This is a genomic window from Flammeovirgaceae bacterium (assembly GCA_015180985.1).
Taxonomy (GTDB): Bacteria; Bacteroidota; Bacteroidia; order Cytophagales; family Cyclobacteriaceae; genus UBA2336.
Window position 1 is genome coordinate 1,924,928 of record CP054185.1, and the last position, 20,215, is coordinate 1,945,142.

Below are 20,215 nucleotides of genomic sequence, written 5' to 3' on the forward strand. Positions count from 1 at the left end.
AGCCAAAAAATTCGGCTTCTGGTGACAAATGTCATGGTTGATGAGGCACCGGATTAACCAATTTTGATTTCCTGATTAATCTAATTACGTTATGAAAGTTGAACAAATCTACACCGGTTGCCTGGCACAAGGTGCCTATTATATCGAATCGGAGGGCGAAGCGGTCATAGTTGATCCGTTACGCGAAACCAGCCCGTATATTGAAAAAGCCGAAAAAAGCGGAGCGAAAATCAAGTATGTGCTCGAAACACATTTCCATGCCGACTTTGTTTCAGGGCATATTGACCTGGCAACCAAAACCAACGCTACAATTGTGTATGGCCCTACCGCCAAACCTTCTTTTAAGGCACACATTGCCGCTGATGGCGAAGAGCTGAAAGTTGGTAAACTTACCATCAAGGTGCTGCACACGCCTGGGCATACCATGGAGTCAACCACGTATTTACTGAAAGATGAAAACGGTAAGGACTATGCCATTTTCAGTGGCGATACATTATTCCTGGGCGATGTAGGGCGGCCCGACCTGGCACAGAAAGCCGCTAACATGACGCAGGAACAACTTGCCGGTTTATTGTTCGATTCGCTTCGTACCAAAATAATGCCGCTGGCTGATGAGGTAATTGTTTACCCGGCTCACGGGGCCGGTTCAGCCTGCGGAAAAAATATGATGAAAGAAACGGTTGATACCTTGGGCAACCAGAAAAAGGTAAACTATGCCCTTCGTGCCGACATGACACGCGAAGACTTTATTAAAGAAGTTACCGATGGCCTGCTGCCACCTCCGGCTTATTTCCCGGAGAATGTTAAGATGAATAAGGAGGGTTATAAAACTATTGATAGCGTGCTGAAGAAAGGCTCCCGGGCGCTCACATGCGAGGAGTTTGAAGTAGCCGCTAACGAAACCGGAGCACTGATGCTGGATACGCGGCATGAGCAAATTTTTGCAAAAGGATTTATACCCAACGCCATCAACATCAGTCTTGACGGAAGCTTTGCCCCCTGGGCCGGAACGCTGATACCCGGAGTTAATCATCCGATACTGATTATTGCAGAGCCGGGAAGAGAGGTTGAAGCAGTTACCCGGCTGGCCCGTGTAGGCTACGATAATACATTGGGTTATTTGAAGGGTGGATTGGAAGCCTGGAAAAATTCCGGAAAAGATGTTGACGTCATTGAATCAATACCGGCCACAGAATTTGCCCAACGAGCCAAAACAAGCACAATCAAAGTAATTGATGTGCGGAAGCCCGGTGAATACAATGCCGAACACATGGTAGGATCAATAAATATTCCTTTGGAATACCTGAATGAACATCTTGCTGAAGTGCCAAAAAGTGAAACGGTTTACATCCATTGTGCTGGCGGCTATCGCTCAATGACGGCTTCTTCCATCTTAAAGGCACGCGGCTGGGATAACCTGGTGGATATTGCCGGTGGCTTTAAAGCAATGGTTGTTGCGGGGATTCCTAAAACGGACAATACCTGCCCCGCATCAGCTAAGGTTTAATACAGGCCATTCAATAACTCCATAAAATTTACCTACCTTGGCCGCTCAATAAACAAAATATGCAGATAGCAAAACACAAAGTTGTCTCCATTCATTATACGTTGAAGGACAACTCAGGCAACACACTCGACAGCAGCGAAGGCCGTAGCCCGCTGGTGTACATGCAAGGCGTTGGTAACCTGATACCCGGTATGGAAGAAGGCCTTGAAGGAAAAAGTAAGGGCGATAAGTTTCAGATAAAAGTAAGCCCTGAAAAAGGGTATGGAGCGCGCGATGAACGCCTGCTGCAGAAAGTTCCCCGCTCCGCATTTGGCAGCCAGGAGGTACGCAAAGGCATGCAGTTCAGAGCGGAGACAGGCGGTGGTCCGCAGGTGGTTACGGTAACCGAAGTGGGGCTGGAGTCAGTAACGGTAGATGGTAACCATCCGCTGGCGGGTGTTGAACTGAATTTCTCCGTTGAAGTAATGGATGTTCGAAATGCAACAGCTGAAGAAATTGCCCACGGCCATGTTCATGGTCCCGGTGGTCATCATCATTGATTTGATTGTAAAAGAGAAGGCCGGATATACCGGCCTTTATTCTGGTTGCACCTATGGTTCCTTCAATTGATTCTCCCGAATTGCCTTAAACTCCGAACCCGGCTTCCAGCGGGGCCAGGTATTTTCAAGCGACAGGCGTTTGCCCACATTGAACAAAAGTTTTAAATCCTCCACGGCCCCTTCCAGGTTCCAGCGTGAAGTATCGTATTCATCCGATGGTTTGTGGTAGTATTTCGCTACGTACTCATCCTGCAGTTGCTTGCCGTATTCAGATCCTTTTTCGAAATGATCGATACCGGTACCGGTATAAAGTGCGGGCACACCCACTTTGGCAAAACTGAAATGATCGGAACGGAAGTAATACCCTGCAACCGGGTTGGGTTCCGGTGAGGTATAACGCCCAACGGCTTTCGCTTCTTCATTCAGGTAATCTTCCAAATCAGATTGGCCGATGCCTACTACCACAATGTCGTTCATTTTACCGTAAGGATTAATGCCGTCAATATTAATGTTCGCCACTGTTTTCTCAACCGGGTAAATGGGGTTGGCGGCATAATGGGCCGAGCCAAGCAGGTTCTGTTCTTCGGCTGTTACAAAAAGAAAAACAATGCTGCGGCTTGGCTTGTTCTTAACCGATTTAAATGCTTTAGCCAACTCCAACATGCCGGCCGTGCCGCTCGCATTATCCAGCGCTCCGTTATAGATGGTGTCTCCACGTTCATCGGCTTTGCCAATGCCCAGGTGATCCCAGTGCGTGGAGTAGATAATGTATTCACCGGGTTGCTGTGCCCCGGTGATTTTCCCAACCACGTTGTAGGATGTATCAAAGGTTGCCTTTACCGAAAGCGAAGTGGACAGTTTCAGGTTCATCGGCACGGCTTTGAAACCCGGCTTACGGGCTGCTGAAACTGTAGCAGCCCAATCTACTCCGGCAGTTTCAAATAGTTTTTTTGCTGTCGGATTGGTAACCCAGCCTACCATGTTGCAGAAATAAGGATTGGCTGCGCGCCTGTCGAGGTAGAGGCGCGAGGTGTTCCAGTTGTTTTGAACTACCCAGAAGCCATAACCGGCCGCAACATCATCATGAATAATCAGAACACCTTTGGCGCCTTGCCGTGCGGCTTCTTCAAACTTGTAGGTCCACCGGCCGTAGTAGGTCATGGTGTTGCCTTTAAACAGAGTAGAGTCACCCGAACCAAATCCCGGAACGTTCACCATCACCAGTACAACTTTATCTTTTACATCAAGTCCTTCATAATCGTTCCAGTTGTATTCGGGCGCTACAATGCCGAAGCCGGCAAACACCAGGTCAACGTCACGGAGTTCAATTTTCTCATCGGTGCGCTCCGTCCAGATAACATAGTCTTTTAAGCCCTCCAGGGTAGTTGCCCCTTTTTTCGATTTCACGGTCATGGTTGGGGCCGCAGTGGTTGTAATATTTACCATGGGTACCTCTTGCAGGTAACTGATGCCATTACCCGGTTCAATACCGATTTGTTTAAGCTGGTCTTCCAGGTAAGCCAGTGTTTTTTTCTCGCCTTCGGTAAAGGGCATGCGGCCCATAAAGTCATCGGAGGCGAGGGTTTTTAAATGTTGCTCCAATCCGCTTACGCTAAAAGAGGTGAGTCCGTCTTCGCGGGTAAATACTTTCTTTTTGTTGGAGCAGGAAACAGTAAGGAATAGGAGCAGCAGAAAAGTTGATTGTTTCATTGTAATAAAAATTTTAGCAGGGTAATGATACCGAATTCCCTTGAATGGTAAAGGGTAATTTATGGCAACCTTCGGATGATTGTTTCAACAGGAACCTACAGGGATATATCGGCTACTCGCTTCTCCAGCCGGCTTTTCTCAGCCGCAAACCCCATCAAATGGCTCTCGATAGACTGATCAATCGTGGATGACAGTAAGGCCGGATTCTTTTCAGTAATTGCCTGTATCCAGTTGGCCACCAGCCGCCAGTCGCCACCCCCGTGCCCATCGGTTGGTTGTTTCCACTCGGTTTTTTGCCCGGTGCGGAAATCGGTGAGCACAAAAGAATTCATATCTCCCACAATGTCGCCCGTGCTGCCCATTATGCGCGTGCGCCTGCCTTCGTATGAGGTGAAGGCTTCCATGCTGAAACTTGCGGTAATGTTGTTTTCGAATAAAATGTTGGCGATGTAATGGTCGGGCTGGTTGTTTTCCATCCGGTAAACGCACCGGCCGTAATTGGTGGTTTTTAATCGTTCAAAGATTGCTTCATCCCATTTGGTTTTGTCATCCGGAAGATCAAGAGTGTACACCCGCGAACGCCTGCGCTGGTAGTGCTCAATGGCCGAGTAGGGGCAGGTGCTTTCTATGGCACACCCATCGGTGCAGCGTGCCGTGCTGCCGGGTGGCGCATGTTCTTTTCTGAACCACTTCACATCGCCAAACGCCTGGATGGATTTGGATGGCTTGCCCACCATCCACCTAAGTATATCAAGATCATGACAACTCTTAGCCAGGATTATTGGTGTAGTTTTTTTGCTGTTGTGCCAGTTGCCGCGTACATAGGAGTGCGCCATGTGGTCGTAACCGATGGGTTCCAGGTGTTGTATGCTAACCAACTCACCGATGGCTCCGCTTTGAATAAGTTCGCGCAGTTGAATAAAGTAGGGTGCGTAGCGCAGCACATGGCAAACGGCTACTATCCGTCCGGTTTTCTTCGCCAAAGCAAGAATATCGCGGCATTCTTTTTCGCTGGGCGAGATGGGTTTTTCTAGCAGCACGTCATACCCATCTTCAAAGCTTCCATGCAAGGGCCATAATGCAAATCATCCGGAGTGGTAATGATAATCGCATCGGCAAATTTGGGTCGCTGAAAAACATGTTCCCAGGTAGTAAAGCGGTTGGCGTTTTCAATTCCATGTTTGGCCGCATAGCGCTCATTACGTAAAGGTACCGGCTCGGCCACGCCAATTATTTTTAAGTGTTCGGGATATTGAATGGCATAGTTGCCATACACGTTTCCACGCGCCCCGGCACCGCAGGTTATTGCCGTAACGGGTTTAGCCAGGTTTACCGTGTACCGTTCATCCGGTAGAATGATGGGCTCACCGCTTTCATTTTTTGCCCAGGCGGATACAGAAAAGGTGGCTAAACTGCCTGCGGTTAAGCCAAATGTTTTGAGCAGTTTTCGTCTTGACCAGTTATTACCCATAGTTCGGAATGGTTGAGGCTGTATTTTATAATTTGTGATGAAGTTACTCATTTATCTATGTTATCGGGGAGCTATTCCTGTTAAATTGCCGCGCTATGCATAAAGTTTTTCGGGTTAGCGTAAGAGTAATACTGGGGCTGTTAACTGTAATCATCCTTTTTTTGGCTGTTTCAATAGCTCCTGTTGAACGAACCTTACCGGTTGACCAATTCTTTTATAATGAAATGATGAGCCGGATTGACAGCGCAGTAACAAGACCTGAAGAAACAGATACTACTGCACTACGTGTTGGTTTTGGAAAGGCATCCATTACCCCGGCTTACCCAACTGCTACGGCCGGTTATGTTAAACGAAAAGGAAAACCGTTTTCAGCTATCCGCGATTCGGTGTTTGTGCGCACAATGGCAATTGACAAGGAAGGGGAGATGTGCTTTATAGTGAGCCTCGATATGCTTATTGTACCGCCCTTGCTGTATGGACAACTGAAGGAACAACTCCCTGCTTCAGGCTACTCTATTGATCAGGTTTTTCTTGGGGCAACGCACACGCATAACAGCATTGGCCAGTGGGATGATAGTGTGGTAGGCGAAATATATGCGGGCGATTACAAGGCTGACTTAGTGAGTTCGCTGGCACAGCAAGTTATCCGAAGCATGCACAATGCTGCTGCTGATCTGAAGCCGGGTAAATTCAACTACGGAGTTGTTGCAGTACCCAATGCGGTTACCAATCGCCTCATCAGTAACGGACCTGTTGATTCGCTGCTGCACATATTGGAATTTACCCGTAATGATGGAACGAAAGGCATACTCACCTCTTTTTCTGCCCATGCCACATGCCTGTCATCAAAAGATTTGCGCCTCTCCCGCGATTACCCGGGCGAGTTGGTTGATCAACTTGAAGCCAGCGGGTACACCTTTGCCATGTTCATGGCCGGTGCTGTAGGCAGCCATGCGCCAATACGGGAGGCGAGCGGTGATTCGAAAATCCAAATGATGGGAAGCCTTTTGACCGAGGCTGTTCAGCAGGTATCCGTAAAACCGGTAAGCGTAACAGAAGTCCGGTTGTTACACATTCCTCTTAAACTGGGTAACCGGCAGATAAAAGTGTTGCCGAACTGGCGGGTACGGCCGTGGCTTAGTTCACGGCTTATGGGTGAACACGAAGTTAATCTCACCATGTTAAAGATTGGCGAGGTGGTGATGTTCGGAACACCGTGCGATTTTTCCGGAATGCTTACGCCTCAGATTTATCATGCAGCCGTGCCGCATAAGCTACATGCATTCGTCACCAGTTTTAATGGCGGCTATATCGGTTACATTACACCTGATGAGTATTATGATTTGGATGCCTACGAAACCCAAACCATGAACTGGTATGGACCCGGTAACGGTTCGTACATACAGGATTGTTTAAAGAGAATAATCTCAAACTTTGAACCCTGAACTTTGAACTTTGAACTTTGAACTTTGAACTCTTGAATCTTCCCAACTAACCGTTAACTTTATTACCCTTTAATACAAGCACCATGAAACGAAAAATTCTCCCGCTGCTTTTTGTTTTTCTGTTTACCGTTGCCCGTGCCGATGAGGGCATGTGGCTGTTGTACCTGCTGGGCGACCAGGTGTATACCGACATGGTGAAGAAAGGGCTTAAACTGAGTAAAGAACAACTCTACAGCATAAACAAGTCGAGTTTAAAAGATGCCATCATCATTTTTGGTGGCGGATGTACGGGCGAGATTGTAAGCCACGAAGGCTTGATTTTTACAAACCACCATTGCGGTTACAGCGCAATAGCTGCTGCCAGCACGGTAGAAAAAAATTACCTGCGCGATGGCTTCTGGGCCAGGTCGAAGGCCGAGGAAATACCCGCACCTTCACTAACGGTGCAATTTCTGGTTCGCATTGAAGATGTTACGAAACCGGTAGAAGAAGCATTGAAAGGACTTTCGGGCAGCGAGTGGAATGCAAAACTGCAATCCGTATCGCAGGAGATTGTGAAAAAAACCACCGAAGGAACCGGCTATGAAGCGCGCGTGGTACCCTTTTACAAAGGCAATCAGTTTTTGCTTTTTGTGTATGAACGCTACCGCGACATCCGCCTGGTGGGTACTCCGCCCGAAAGCATCGGCAAGTTTGGCGGTGATACCGACAACTGGGAGTGGCCCCGCCACACGGGCGACTTTGCCGTGTTCCGCGTGTATGCCGGCAAAGACGGAAAACCGGCCGCGTATTCGGCCGATAATGTGCCGTTGCAGCCAAAATATTTTCTTAACGTGTCGACCAAAGGAATTAAAGAGGGCGACTTCGCCATGATTTACGGCTACCCCGGCAGTACCAACCGCTACGAAACTTCGTTTGGTGTTAAACTGAAAACCGAAATCGAAAACCCGGCCATCGTTAACCTGCGCGATGTGCGGCTGAGGCTCATGTTCGATGAGATGAAAAAAGATCAGGCCGTACGGCTGCAACTCGCTTCATCGTATGCCGGCATTGCCAACTACTGGAAGTTTTACGATGGCGAAGCCAAACAGTTGCTCAAGTATGATGTGTACGGTAAGAAAAAAGCAGATGAAGAAAAATTCATTCAATGGGCCAAAGGCAAGCCGGAGTATGAACAGGTTTTTGCACAGTACGAAAAAGCCTATGCCGACTGGCAGCCGTATGCGAAACACCGCATTTATATGAGCGAAGGCATCCTCGGTTCACCACTGGCAGCCTATGCCGCCTCGTTGCAGGCGCTGGAACGCGCGCTTACACGTAAAACAGTAAATGCCGATGAACTGACCCGGATTGCGGAAACGTTGAAGCGAAGCCGGCAAACATTTTTGGAAAATGAAAACAAAGCATCCGATCAGAACATACTGGCCGCCACCTGCCGGATGTTTTATGCGGATATTGATCGAGCCCAGCACCCGGAAGCGTATTTCAACACCATCCGCTCCATGTATGGCGATCTTTCGGACGACAGTACCTTTAAGAAATTCGCTGCTGATGTATTTGCCAAAACCATGATTTTTGATGATGCCCGCTGGAATGCCTTCGTGGCTAAACCCGATTCATCCAGCCTGCAAAACGATCCGGCTTACCGGTATGTAAGCACCTTCCTGAAAAACTATAACGAGCGGTTTGGAAAATATTCCACTGAGTTTAACAACCGCCTCAACGACCTGGGCCGTGTGTACCTGAAAGGAGTGATGACCATGAATCCCGGCAAGGTATCGTACTCCGATGCCAACTTTACCATGCGCATGAGCTACGGTGCGGTGAAATCGTACCGGCCGCGTGATGCCGTGTTTTACGATTACGTGTGCACCATGAGCGGGGTGCTTGAAAAATACAAACCGGGCGACTATGAATTCGATTTACCGAAAAACCTGATTGAGGCCGCTAAGAAAAAGGACTTTGGTATTTACAAAGATCCAAAGTATAACGACCTGGTGGTATGTTTCATCACCACCAACGACATTACAGGCGGTAACTCCGGCTCACCGGTGCTCAACGGCAATGGCGAACTTATCGGCCTGGCGTTTGACGGCAACTACGAAGCGCTGAGCCATAAAATTGCCTTTGATAAAGACATGAACCGCACCATTTGTGTGGACATCCGCTATGTGCTCTGGTGCATCGATAAACTGGGCGGAGCCAAAAACATCATCAGTGAATTGGTGCTTAAATAAGCCCCTGTTTACCGGCAACCTGTATAGGTAAAGAAGATTGGCGCACCGATTTGCACACCGCCTGAGTTTTTAAACACCATTTTTGTGGGGTAACCGGCACGGCTGTATTCATATTCAACGGTAATGACTGTGCCTGATTGCCGCGGATTGTTTGTGCTGCCGGTGTTCGGGATGAAATAAAAATTGGTGGTCAGCAGAACCAGCAGCGCCTGTTGCTGTTGGAGAGCCTGCACCATTAATGTGGCCGGATTAGGGTGATCATCGTAATTACCAAAACTGGCCGATGTTGTTCCGAAGGGAGCTTCCAGCGTACTTCCCACCAGATTATTATTTTCATCATACACCAGCGTGGTGGTTTGGTCCCAAAAATAGGTGTAGCGTTCAAGCAATTGGTTATTGTATTCAAAGGTGTACTCACCGGTGTTGGCCGTTGCCGCAACACGGTCACCGGCATACGTTAGCAAGGTGAGTTTACTGCACCAGCCACCACGGCTTGCAAGGGCTACCGGTTTGTTGTTCACGTACGATATATAGTGATTGATGAGCTCTCCGCCAATTGTTCGTGAAAGCCCTACCAGGTTGCCGTGCTGGTTGTAGGCGTAATAAACAGTGCGGGCATCATCTTCATTTAACCTGCCGCTTTCGGTAAGCAGGCAGCCGGATGGTTTGCTTATTGGTGATTGGAAACTTCCTTTTGTTACTGTTACCTCCGAATCATCCATGCTTTCGGCATAAAATGAAAAACTTCCTGAGACCAGGCCGGCTGTAATTGATAACGACAAGCTGCCCGATACGCTGAAATGAACATTGCCTGACTCATCGATGTATTCAGCGAACACACCCGTGTTTTCGGCTAAGGAGGGTTCGCAGATGCTACCTATCCGTGTGTTGTTAACCGGTGATTCACCGTTTTTTAACCGGGGTACCCAAAAGCGCAAATATGATGAACCCGAAACCAGCTCAATATACAGGCTGTTGCCGCTGATGACGGCTGCAACCGATGAGGCCATAAACGGTTCACCGTTAAGCTCGGCAAAACCCGAAGTAGTTTCATCGTCCGAGCAGGATGTGGCTAATAAAGAAATGAGCAGTATACGGGTTATGGGTTTCATGGAATAGCTAAGGTACAATTAGGTACCGAATCTGCCAATGAACACGTTTTTAATTTTCATTCAATGGTTTTAAGGCAGTTATACTTGTTGTTAATGCTACAAGGGTAAGTGCAATTAATTCTGCCGCTGTCCTCAAAATGTGTAGTGTCCACCATTTGTCCCGAAGCAACGTCCAGTTGTCCGGTAGTGTCTCCACTGTCCAGTTCATCATTTCAGTTTGAATAGGGAGGTTGCCAAACCTTGAAATGAAAATACAGGATGCAAAAAATGCGGCTGCGATAAGCAGCATAATAAAACCAGTCTTGTTTTTTCTATGAAGAACTGCCGAGATTATAGTTACGATGGTTGCAGCCAGTACAAGCGAAACCATAAGCGTATTTAATGATTTAACCAGCAGGTGTTGTTGCTCAAGGTAAGTAGCGGGCGAGTAACTTCTGGGATTAAGTCCTATCCAGATTCCAAAACTTGTGCCGGCAAGAAGAGCCGCTAAAATTAGATTAACAAAACGTATAAATACTGTCATTTGTAAGTGACTTAAAGTTTAGTTGATTCTGCAATTTTCCAAGCACCTGTGTTCAGGCCGAAAAATATTCTTCTGTTAGTGTTTCCAAACATTTTATCTAAAGCGGTGTGCCTGGATTGGGCATGTTTCCAAGTTGAAAACGTTAAGAATTGCTGGTAACGTTTTGGCGCTTGGCGCAGTGGCGGATTTCGGAGCACAAAACTGTCAATACACCACAAAAGTTGATGCGAGGTAGAATGTTCAATTAACCACGTCACCCGCCATTGCCGCCAAACGCCTGTTGTGTGCGGGCGTTCTTGTCCACTGAGTCTATAAACCATTGTCTTTGTTGAGTTTGCGACCATTGTCAGGCTGTGTGTCGGGTGTTTTAATTTTTCATTTTGTGGGAAAAAAATTTTGAAATTCTGTCCAGCGTGGGAAAGGTGGAAGCTCTTTTGCAAGCTTTGGTCTGTGCTGGGGCTTGTGCGGCTTGCAAATGTGCTTACACCTGTGCGATGGCAATTATCTTTCATTCCAAATTTCTTCAATCGTTTTTGTTTTTAGTCCTTCTTTTATTTTCTCTATTGCCTTTTGTGAATACCTGTCAAATGGAACGTTACCTACTTTTAGATGCTTGAAACATTCAGGGTCTTCTTTGATTCCAAAATGTTTTATGGCTGCTGTCGTTTTTGGGCCAGTCAAGCCCAATTTTTTAGCTAATTGGTCTCTTCCAAGATTGTAAAAGTCTAATTCGTTCACTCTTTTTATAGCAACCACACCTGCTCCCGGTGTTCCTTCGGGAACAACTGTCACGGGAACGCCTTCTGATTTAGTAATTCTCAAGTCCAATGAAGGGCCATAACCGTTTTGAGTAAATGACAAGGTTGAAACGCTTGGAAAAAGCTGTCCCCAATTGGTAGCTTTTGAAAGTCGTTTGGCTAATGCTTTTAGTTCTGTGTCTGATGGCTGTGATTCATTTCCTTGAATAGCATTTTCCATTATCGCTAATGCTCTCAACTTTTCTGTGGCTTCCAGTTTCTTTCTGCTCTTTGGTGCAAGTAGCTTTTTTATTTCCTGAACTTCTGTGCTGAAAAAAGCTTGAATGTCCATTGGTGGAGTGGTGGAAAGAGGTAAAACCCTTACAGGCAATTGGGTCTTTAAGTCAATATTGAATACTTTTTTGGCTATATCTCTGAAAAGTGTCAAACCCGCTTGGGCTTGGAAATACAAATACTGCTCCGACATTTCAAGTGTGTAATGTTGAGCTGCATCTCTCAATCCGTTAATGGTCTGCAATGTCAAAACATCCGTGTCAGATAAAAACTTGATTGTATTGTCGCTAAATCCCTTCCGCACACAAGCACCAAAGCCAATAGTTTCTTTAGCACCTTTTTCTTTGATTTTACCGCCCTTGTGAATGATGCTTGCTTTGAGCAACATTTCAAATGAATGGTCCATAAAAATCAAAACACCGTGTATTCGTCCGCAATCGTTCGGACGATTAAAAAGCTCAATGCTCAATGTTAATGAGTCAATGGCTTTTTGATACAGGTGTTTTGCTTCCTTTCTCATTTAATATGCACTTCAATAATTTTGCTTGTATCAATTCCTAAAATGTCAACCACTTTCACCATCACTTTGTATTTACCTGCTTTCTTGTATTCGTAGGCAATACTCGTAAATTCTAGAGTTGGATTTTTCTTGGTGCGGAAACTCTGCCACTCGTTTTCAAACAGGTAGTTGCCAGTCCATTTTTCTTCGGTTTCGCCTGATTCGTTTTTGATTTTGATGATTTCCTTTTTGTCTTCGTAGTTGAAGTCAATTGCCCAATAGTCAATCCAGTCGTGCCAGTCTTTGGTGAGAATGGTTTTGGTGATGATTCCGTTTTTGTCTTTTTCTACTTTAATTATCTGTCCGTCTTCAATCACCACTTTGCTTCCTGCTCTCATTGACTGTTGCAGTTCTTCGATGTCGTCTTGTGTGTAGTGGGTCACAAAGTCGGTAAGTTCAATTGTGATAGACTTGCCGTTGATTTTTTCTTTGGTGTTCAAATAGGCCACATCAAAGAATTTTACTTGACCTTTCTCAACCGCTCGTTTGTCAAACACATCTTTGGGTATGTATTTCAATGTAATGGAAACGCCTTTTTCTTTCAGTTCCTGAATGAACTGGGGCGTTAAGCCCATTTCAAACTCAAAGCCCAAAACATCAACCTGCGTATAAAGATTTTTGCGACACTCTTCAAAAATATCAACCAATCGGCTTTGTGTAACAGGAACGTCTAAAGGGCCAACGTGAACAAACCTGCCTGATTTTTGACCGTGCAATGCACTATGTCCGTCAATACGTTTGGCTTTGTAAGCTTCCAGAATTAAAGGTAACGACTAAGCAACTGTGTAAAGGCCCGATTCGGCCTTGCTGAAAGGGGATGTGGAATGTACCACTTTCAGCCGAATCGGTTGCATTTAAAGACTTAACTTTAAACACAGTTACCATGGAAAATCAAGAACAACACCCACTACTCAAAGAGATGCTCACCCCTGAGTTTCTCAAGCAATTTAAGAATTCGAAAGACCTCAACAGCTTTATCGATGAACTTTTCAAAAAGGGCATGGAGCAAATGCTGGAAGGTGAACTCGATGGCCATTTGGGCTATGCCAAACATTCACCAGAAGGGATTAACTCCGGGAACTCACGGAACGGAAAAACCCGTAAGACCATCAAGACCACGCGAGGTGAACTACAGATAGAAGTACCTCGGGATCGGAACAGCACGTTTGAGCCCGTCCTGGTTCCCAAGCGCAGCCGGTTCGTAGAAGGCATCGAAGAAATTATCATCTCCTTATATGCCCGGGGTATGAGCGTACGCGACATTGAAATACAAATCCGGGAAATCTATGGTGTGAATGTTTCGGATGCCACTATTTCCAACGTTACCTCGCGGGTACATACGTTGGTAACGGAGTGGCAAAGCAGGCCTCTTTCATCGGTGTACTTTGTGGTGTGGATGGATGGGATCGTATTCAAAGTCCGGCAGAATGGGAAGGTGATCAACAAAACCATTTACCTGGCCGTAGGCCTTAATGCTCAGGGGTTTAAGGAAGTATTGGGCATGTGGCTGGGTGAAAGCGAAAGTGCTTCATTCTGGATAAGTGTACTTACTGATTTAAAAAGCCGTGGCGTGGAAGATATTCTCATCACCAGCACCGATAATCTGAAGGGCTTCACCGATGCAATCACCAGCGTGTTTACCCAATCGGTAACCCAGATTTGTGTAGTTCATCAGATCAGAAATGCGCTTCGCTACGTTGTCTGGAAAGACAAGAAACAATTTGTAGCCGATTTGAAGACTGTTTACGGAGCACCAAACAAAGAGCTGGCTGCTCAAGCCTTAGAGCAGCTTGAAGTAACATGGGGCAAAAAATATCCGCATGCTATCAAGTCGTGGAAAACGAATTGGGATAACCTCACGCACTTCTTCGATTATCCGATCGAAATCCGAACGCTGATCTATACCACGAACATTATCGAAAATCTCAACGGAAAAATCCGCAAGTATACCAACAACAAACTTTCGTTCCCTGACGACCAGGCGGTGGTGAAAGCGGTGTACCTGGCTTTACGGGAGATCACCAAAAAATGGACCTTGCCCGTGAGAAACTGGCCACTAATCGTAAATCAATTTTTAACTATCTTCGAAGGCAGATGCAAAATATAAAACCTTTACGCAGTTGCTTAGTCGTTACCCAGCACTTACACACTTAATTAGGCAGTGTCGAATTAAATCCAAATACAAATCTTCTTTGGCTTTGCGTTTGCCGTTTGTAAGGTCGTCCATAAAGAACTGCCTTTCATACTTGCCTAAGTTGAGAATCTCAAAGGCTCTAAAATCTTTTCCGTTATTTTGTAGTTCTCTCTGCACTCCAATTAAACGCTTACGTGCAGTGTGAATAGAAAAACGTCCTAAATCAGTTGTAATCCATTTTCTTCCCAATTTTTCAGCTACTGCTGCCGTTGTTCCACTGCCACAGAAAAAGTCGGCTATCAAATCGCCTTCATTACTGCTGGCTTTGATGATGCGTTCTAATAGGGCTTCAGGTTTTTGGGTTGGATAGCCAAGTCTCTCATCTGATTGAGAGTTTATAAAGTTAATTTCCCAAACATCGGGTGCAATGGTTTCTCCTGTGTTTACTTTTACAATTCTTGCATAATCCTTTAGATTTATTTGACCGCTCTTTACTGCTGCATCAACTTTTTCTTGATTGTAAACAAGTAATTGTGGCTGTCTCCTGCCTTCTATTTTTGCCGTATTTCTATCCCATCCCTTCTCGTGCTTTTTCTTTTGCCCATCAGTTGCTTCAATAAAAACTGGGTTAAGGTCAAAGGAATCTGATTTAGAATAGAACAGAATGTCATCGTGCATTTTTTGAAAGCTATTACTTCCCGCTGTCCATCGCCTGTAATACCAAACAATATTATTTCTATGATTCGCAACGCCAAAAACATCATCGAGTAATAATCTCAAATAGGATGTTACTCTGTAATCACAATGCAAAAACATACACCCATCTTCTGCCAATAGGTTATGCATCAACTTTAATCTCTCATACATCATTGAGAGATAAGAAGAAATACCCTTTCCCCAAGTATCACGGTATGCAATCTCTTCAATAATGCTTTGTTTCTTTTCGGCTTTTTCTCCGCCAATTTCAATTTCAAAACCAAAGTCCGCACCTACGGCAAATGGTGGGTCAATGTAAATGAGTTTTAAACCGCCTTCTTTTTCTATTTCATCACGAATAGGTCCATTTGCCAATGAAGAAAGAATCAATTTATTATCGCCCCAAATCAATTTGTTTGTCCATCCTTTGAGTTGTCGCCCACGGGTGTCAAACATTTCAAACATATCGCCTTGCTTCTTTTCTTCCTTGCGTGGCTCGTCTATATGCTCAATGCTATGAAAGGGCAGGGCTACATTGGTAACATCTTCTTTTCTTCCGTTCCAAAACAGGAATACATCTTCTTCGTCAGCAAAAAGCTTGTAAATGAATTCCTTTGGCAGTTTTTCACCTGCCTTTATCAGTTCAATGATTCGGTTTTTATCAGTATCGTTCAAGTTCATCAATTGTCAATTGGATTGTTTACTATTAAATCAGGAATGTGGTTAAAGTCGCCTGTGTTCCTTGTAATTACTTCTGTGCAATGCAATAATGCTGTTGCAGCAATTATCGCATCAGCTGATTTCATATTTCTTTGCTGCCTTAGTTCAGTAGCTCTATCAATCACTTCACTTGTAATTGGCAAAATGGTAACTAATGAAAATACGGCATTGAAATACTCTTCTGCTTCTTCGGTTAAACCGTGATAGCCCAATACTTCAAGTTTGGTTAATTCTGAAACAGCCAAATCTTCCTGTTCCAACAATTCCTTTAATTGCGGAAATTCAGGTTTTGCAGCGTAAATCAATATGTTGCTATCTACTAATCTCATAGCCCATTGATTTTACGCTCCGTTCTGTCTTTCTTTTGCCATTCCACAGGGTCGCCAAAGTTTGATACGTCTGCACCCTTTTTAATGAGTTGGATGGCTTCTTCCTTAGAAAGTTTTTTGCCGAAGTCCTTAATAAAAAATATAGAAATCAGGTCTTGGAATGATTTCAGGTTGTTTTTTATGTCATCCCATTTTTCCTGTTTTACATACACAGGATTGTATGTGTATTCGCTTTGAGCATTGTTGATGTCTTTGCACCAAGTTGCCAAGCGTTTAATTTTTAGCAAGTCGTCTAAATCTTCCCTGCCTTTGGTTTCAAGAATGTAAAAAGTGTTCGTGCCTGTTTTTACAAAGAAGTCAGGAAAATACTCCCGAATGTTTCCGTCTTGTGCCTGATATTCAATTTTGAAATTGATACCACCTTCGCCCATTGTGTTTTTTGCATAGGCAATTACATCTGAAAAACGACTTTCAAGAAATGATGCCACTTCCAGTTCAAACGGATTGTCTCCAATTATTTTGTTGAAAACCGATTTTTTGGGAACAAGGAAAGGTTGGTTTTCTGCAACCTTTGGTTTGGTCAGTTTTAGTGAAATGTAGTTTTTTACTTCTGCTGTTCCTTTGTCGGTTACGGTTAGTTCATCAATCGCCTTTTTGAATGTAGTTCGCAAAACTTCTTTAGGTTTTACTTCCGAAAGATTTCTTAGCGTTTGCGGGTCGCTTAATTCAACTTCATTGGTAAAAAGCTGATACTTGATAAAGCTTTCAACTTTCGGATAAAGGATATTAAAGCCGCTTACCAATCGGCTATCTTTTAATATGGAAGAAGTGAAAAAGCCAATTACATTTCGGTAATCAGGAACTGTGTCTTTGAAAGCTGTTTTGTGTGAAAGATTGCCTTCAATGTCATTGAAAACAATTTCTTTCAATTCGTCTGAACTGAATTTTTTAAGAGCTACTTTTTCGTTTTTGAATTTACTTACATCAATGAGTTCTAAATTTTTGAACTCACGATAAATTCTCGGACTCATTTGTGGAATCGGAATATCCAGTTTGTCCAAATCCTTGTCGGGATTTTCTTTGTCCACTTCCACAATAACAGGCGATTTTCCCTTCGTGCCTTTACCCATTGGGCTGTATTGGAATTCAACTCCTTCCGTTTTCAGTTCTTCCACAAACTCCAAAAACTTAGGAGTTCCAACAATTACCAATTTTTCGGGAGTGTCAAGCGAAAACATTTTTCTCAAACCACGACCGATGGTTTGTTCGGGAAGGATTTTAGAATCCGCACCATAGGGGCGAAGCCCCACTATGGTTGCAACATTTCTTACGTCCCAACCTTCACGAAGCATCAACACCGAAACAACGGCTTTGTAAGGCGAATGGTCTTTATCTATATCGTCTGCTGCTTTGCGTAGCTTCTCTAATTCTTCCTTGTCTTTTTTACTTGATGCCGTTTCTTTGATTTCACCTGATGTATTGGTGTGAATGGTCAGCACCGAATTTTTCATTTTCGGATAGTTGGCTTCCAAAAAAGCTGCGGCTTGGTCGGCTTCTTTTGTGTTCATAGTCATTATGAACAGAATAGGAGTTTTATGATTTTTCAGTTCTTCATACTGCTGTTCCCATTCTAAATAACCCAAATGAATGTAGTCACGGTATCGTTCAACAAAATCGTTGCTGTCTTTTTCCTGAATTTTTTGTCTTGATGCTTCATCAGGCAAAACAGGAGATTTTACAACATTGTGCTTTATGGCTTCTACTAACGGATAATCACAAATAGTCTGAACGAAAATTGCTCCGTTATTATGTCTTGGTGTTGCTGTGTAATCTGCTTGTAAACTGATTCCGTTTCCAGTTTTCAGTTTGATTTTATTGTTTATGTCTTCAATACTTTTGAACCAAGCCAATGAACTATCGTGAATGTGATGTGCTTCGTCATTCAACACAACAAGGTTTTTAATCTTGTCGCTTCTTAGAATTTTTCCAAGGTCTAAGCCTTTTGAAGTGTCTGCGTCAGGTTTTGGTTTTACTCCTAAGAAAGTTGTTTCAAAACTCTGCTCAGGTTCTTCATTGAAAAATACCCGATGAATGTTGGTCAGGAAAATATTTCCCGATTCCGTTATCGGTTTTAAGTCATCCTGAATATGCAGCGTTAATTGAAAATCGTTTTTCCAGTCCTTGTCGTCAAAGCCATTGTCAGGAATAAAAGGCTCGTCAAAAAACATTTTAAGACCATCAAAATCTTTTCTCAAACGATTTAAAACGATTATGTTCGGAGCAATCACCAAAAAGTCTTTTGACATTGTGCTGTCGGCTTCATAGAGTTTATGAAAATAAGACCAAACCAAAGTCAAGCCCATTACTTTCGTCTTACCTGCACCTGTCGCCATTTTCACCACATATCGAGTCCAGTTTTCGTCAAACATACCTGTGCTGATACGACCTGATGAATCAAACTTCATCAATTCGTATTTGTCTTTTGCATTGGCTATTTCATACAGATAAACGATTGACTCAATGGCTTCACGTTGTGAAAAGAAAAAACTAAATTTTGTCTGCCCGATTAAATGCTCTTGATTAAACCAATAATTCAAAAGTGATTTTGTCGTTTCGGATGCTCCTGCATAATTTTCGTCACGCCATTTTGCAACTGCAAGTCTGATTTTATAAACCAATGGCGGTAACAGCTTTTCATAGGCATTTTGAAAAGCGTCCATTTGGCTTTGTGTCGGTGCCCACCTTTCGTTGGGAGACAGTATTTTAAACGGGTCTGAAAACTTCATTTATTTTTTAATGTATCGTTCAAAGTTAATATTTCTGTCTGTGCGATGGCAAAAAACGGCTCTTTTGCAAGCTTGGGTTGTGCGTTGGCTTGTGCGGCTTGCAAATGTGCCGTTTGCGGGTCGGCATAGAATTTCAAAATTTTTGTGCGTTGGGAAAAATTAAAACACAGAAGGGTCGGCAATGAGTGTCGGCTTACTCGTTGTCCGTTTGTTGTATCGTTTCTATGTCTTTGGTCACCTGTCAAAATGGTTTACTTTTTCTGTTTTTCCTGTCCGTTATTTTCTGTCGGGTCGTTGTCTTTTACGCTTGCACACAACAACGCGCTATATGCATTGTACATATTTCTCTCTTAAATTTAACAATCAAGTACTGATTAAAGTAACTCTCACCATGCCCTTTTTTGTTTACTTCCTTTCCATTTTTGCCTGTCAAACTTTAGCTCAGCCTGTAATAACGGTGCCATTGCAGGTTGATGTACCCTCATCTTTCCGGGCGCTTTCGGTTGTTAACAGCAAGGTGGCCTGGGTGGCCGGCAGCAACGGGTATGTTGGCCGTACCACCGATGGCGGCACTACCTGGCAGTTTAACCGGGCAAAGGGATTCGAAGGCCTTGATTTCCGCTCGCTATATGCGTTTAACCGAAAGCAAGCCATCATTGCCAATGCCGGCACACCCGCCCGTATTTTACGTACTGCCGATGGCGGTAAAACCTGGAAGTCAGTTTACACCAATACCCATGCTGATGCGTTTATCGATGGCATGGACTTTTGGAACAAGCAGGAGGGAATAACTTATGGCGACCCGATTGATGGCCGCATGGTGCTGCTGCGCACCACCGATGGGGGCAAGTCGTGGAAGCCGGTTAAGCAGCCTCTGTTAGCACAAGGTGAAGCTTCGTTTGCAGCCAGTGGTACAGGCATCCGCTGTTTCAATAAATTAGCAATTGTTATTGCTACCGGTGGGGCTGTTTCGCGGTTGTGGCACTCGGCTGATAAAGGAGATACCTGGCATACCGTTGAAGTGCCCGTTATTCAAGGCGTAAACAGCGCAGGCATTTTTTCGGTGGGTATCCGGGGTAACACGTGGATAGTTGCAGGAGGTAATTACCAGCAACCTAACCAAACTGAAAGGCACATCTTTTACAGCACCGATGCCGGAAAAACCTGGCAGGCACCTGTGCTACCCACCCGGGGCTACCGTGAATGTGTTGAGAACCTGCAGGGCACAATGTGGGTTGCCGCAGGTCCAACCGGTGCCGAGGTTTCAGTTGATAACGGGATAACGTGGAGCCCGCTTTCGGATGAACAGGGATTTCATACAGTTCGAAAGGCGCGCAAGGGTTCATTAACCCTGATGGCCGGTAACGGTAAATTGCAAGTTGTGAAGCCTCAGGGTAAGTAGCGGTTGATGCAGCC

At 44.7% G+C, this 20,215-nt stretch carries 15 protein-coding genes and 1 pseudogene; 6 read left to right on the plus strand and 10 right to left on the minus strand.

The genetic code is table 11. From position 1 onward, the window contains the following. Positions 1–91: 91 nt before the first annotated feature. Together HRU69_09065 and HRU69_09070 are read left to right on the plus strand one after the other, a co-directional pair. Positions 92–1,507 carry an MBL fold metallo-hydrolase gene (locus tag HRU69_09065; protein QOI97631.1) on the plus strand — a complete coding sequence of 472 codons (1,416 nt, stop codon included), beginning with the start codon at positions 92–94 and terminating at the stop codon, positions 1,505–1,507. 59 nt (positions 1,508–1,566) lie between these two features. Further along, on the plus strand, positions 1,567–2,046 hold the full coding sequence (locus tag HRU69_09070) for a peptidylprolyl isomerase (protein QOI97632.1): 480 nt from the start codon (positions 1,567–1,569) through the stop codon (positions 2,044–2,046). A 51-nt stretch (positions 2,047–2,097) separates the two neighbouring features. On the opposite strand, the gene HRU69_09075 is transcribed toward HRU69_09070, so the two are convergent. Next, positions 2,098–3,756: a M20/M25/M40 family metallo-hydrolase gene (locus HRU69_09075; GenBank protein QOI97633.1), complete on the minus strand. Its 1,659-nt coding sequence runs from the start codon at positions 3,754–3,756 to the stop codon at positions 2,098–2,100. Positions 3,757–3,851: 95 nt separating this feature from the next. Then, positions 3,852–5,227: pseudogene (locus HRU69_09080) on the minus strand (Gfo/Idh/MocA family oxidoreductase). 95 nt (positions 5,228–5,322) lie between these two features. Here HRU69_09080 and HRU69_09085 point away from each other — a divergent pair. Together HRU69_09085 and HRU69_09090 are read left to right on the plus strand one after the other, a co-directional pair. After that, positions 5,323–6,672 (plus strand): neutral/alkaline non-lysosomal ceramidase N-terminal domain-containing protein, encoded by a 1,350-nt coding sequence (locus tag HRU69_09085; protein ID QOI97634.1) that lies wholly within the window; start codon positions 5,323–5,325, stop codon positions 6,670–6,672. Between the two features lie 83 nt (positions 6,673–6,755). Beyond that, a complete protein-coding gene (locus tag HRU69_09090) occupies positions 6,756–8,909 on the plus strand; it encodes a S46 family peptidase (protein QOI97635.1) in 2,154 nt (717 codons plus the stop codon). Between the two features lie 8 nt (positions 8,910–8,917). Here HRU69_09090 and HRU69_09095 read toward each other — a convergent pair whose 3' ends face one another. From HRU69_09095 to HRU69_09115, 5 genes are read right to left on the minus strand one after another with little or no spacing between them, the layout of a single operon-like run. Next, positions 8,918–10,021 (minus strand): hypothetical protein, encoded by a 1,104-nt coding sequence (locus tag HRU69_09095; protein QOI97636.1) that lies wholly within the window; start codon positions 10,019–10,021, stop codon positions 8,918–8,920. Between the two features lie 49 nt (positions 10,022–10,070). Beyond that, positions 10,071–10,544, minus strand: coding sequence for a DUF1772 domain-containing protein (locus HRU69_09100; GenBank protein ID QOI97637.1), 474 nt, complete (start codon positions 10,542–10,544; stop codon positions 10,071–10,073). Positions 10,545–10,555: 11 nt separating this feature from the next. Beyond that, positions 10,556–11,071 (minus strand): hypothetical protein, encoded by a 516-nt coding sequence (locus HRU69_09105; protein ID QOI97638.1) that lies wholly within the window; start codon positions 11,069–11,071, stop codon positions 10,556–10,558. Further along, entirely contained in the window at positions 11,046–12,095 is a 1,050-nt protein-coding gene (locus HRU69_09110) for a hypothetical protein (GenBank protein QOI97639.1), read from the minus strand. The genes HRU69_09105 and HRU69_09110 overlap by 26 nt, the downstream gene beginning before the upstream one ends. After that, positions 12,092–12,781: a hypothetical protein gene (locus tag HRU69_09115; protein QOI97640.1), complete on the minus strand. Its 690-nt coding sequence runs from the start codon at positions 12,779–12,781 to the stop codon at positions 12,092–12,094. Before HRU69_09115 ends, HRU69_09110 begins: the two co-directional genes overlap by 4 nt. A 272-nt stretch (positions 12,782–13,053) precedes the next feature. Between HRU69_09115 and HRU69_09120 the strand changes: the two genes are divergently transcribed. Further along, positions 13,054–14,241, plus strand: a complete 1,188-nt coding sequence (locus HRU69_09120) for an IS256 family transposase (GenBank protein QOI98876.1) — start codon at positions 13,054–13,056, stop codon at positions 14,239–14,241. 24 nt (positions 14,242–14,265) lie between these two features. On the opposite strand, the gene HRU69_09125 is transcribed toward HRU69_09120, so the two are convergent. From HRU69_09125 to HRU69_09135, 3 genes are read right to left on the minus strand one after another with little or no spacing between them, the layout of a single operon-like run. Beyond that, complete coding sequence (locus HRU69_09125; GenBank protein QOI97641.1) at positions 14,266–15,645, minus strand: site-specific DNA-methyltransferase; 1,380 nt, start codon at positions 15,643–15,645, stop codon at positions 14,266–14,268. Next, positions 15,645–16,013: a type II toxin-antitoxin system VapC family toxin gene (locus HRU69_09130; protein QOI97642.1), complete on the minus strand. Its 369-nt coding sequence runs from the start codon at positions 16,011–16,013 to the stop codon at positions 15,645–15,647. The genes HRU69_09125 and HRU69_09130 overlap by 1 nt, the downstream gene beginning before the upstream one ends. After that, complete coding sequence (locus HRU69_09135; GenBank protein QOI97643.1) at positions 16,010–18,799, minus strand: DEAD/DEAH box helicase family protein; 2,790 nt, start codon at positions 18,797–18,799, stop codon at positions 16,010–16,012. The genes HRU69_09130 and HRU69_09135 overlap by 4 nt, the downstream gene beginning before the upstream one ends. A 391-nt stretch (positions 18,800–19,190) precedes the next feature. On the opposite strand from HRU69_09135, the gene HRU69_09140 reads away from it, so the two are divergent. Next, the gene (locus HRU69_09140; GenBank protein ID QOI97644.1) at positions 19,191–20,201 is read left to right on the plus strand and encodes an oxidoreductase; all 1,011 of its coding nucleotides are present in this window, start codon (positions 19,191–19,193) and stop codon (positions 20,199–20,201) included. Positions 20,202–20,215 lie beyond the last annotated feature (14 nt).

Coding starts and splice junctions, on each gene's coding strand:
- HRU69_09065 (QOI97631.1), top strand. CDS start 92: ATGAAAGTTGAACAAATCTACACCGGTTGCCTGGCACAAGGTGCCTAT.
- HRU69_09070 (QOI97632.1), top strand. CDS start 1,567: ATGCAGATAGCAAAACACAAAGTTGTCTCCATTCATTATACGTTGAAG.
- HRU69_09075 (QOI97633.1), bottom strand. CDS start 3,756: ATGAAACAATCAACTTTTCTGCTGCTCCTATTCCTTACTGTTTCCTGC.
- HRU69_09085 (QOI97634.1), top strand. CDS start 5,323: ATGCATAAAGTTTTTCGGGTTAGCGTAAGAGTAATACTGGGGCTGTTA.
- HRU69_09090 (QOI97635.1), top strand. CDS start 6,756: ATGAAACGAAAAATTCTCCCGCTGCTTTTTGTTTTTCTGTTTACCGTT.
- HRU69_09095 (QOI97636.1), bottom strand. CDS start 10,021: ATGAAACCCATAACCCGTATACTGCTCATTTCTTTATTAGCCACATCC.
- HRU69_09100 (QOI97637.1), bottom strand. CDS start 10,544: ATGACAGTATTTATACGTTTTGTTAATCTAATTTTAGCGGCTCTTCTT.
- HRU69_09110 (QOI97639.1), bottom strand. CDS start 12,095: ATGAGAAAGGAAGCAAAACACCTGTATCAAAAAGCCATTGACTCATTA.
- HRU69_09120 (QOI98876.1), top strand. CDS start 13,054: ATGCTCACCCCTGAGTTTCTCAAGCAATTTAAGAATTCGAAAGACCTC.
- HRU69_09125 (QOI97641.1), bottom strand. CDS start 15,645: ATGAACTTGAACGATACTGATAAAAACCGAATCATTGAACTGATAAAG.
- HRU69_09130 (QOI97642.1), bottom strand. CDS start 16,013: ATGAGATTAGTAGATAGCAACATATTGATTTACGCTGCAAAACCTGAA.
- HRU69_09135 (QOI97643.1), bottom strand. CDS start 18,799: ATGAAGTTTTCAGACCCGTTTAAAATACTGTCTCCCAACGAAAGGTGG.
- HRU69_09140 (QOI97644.1), top strand. CDS start 19,191: ATGCCCTTTTTTGTTTACTTCCTTTCCATTTTTGCCTGTCAAACTTTA.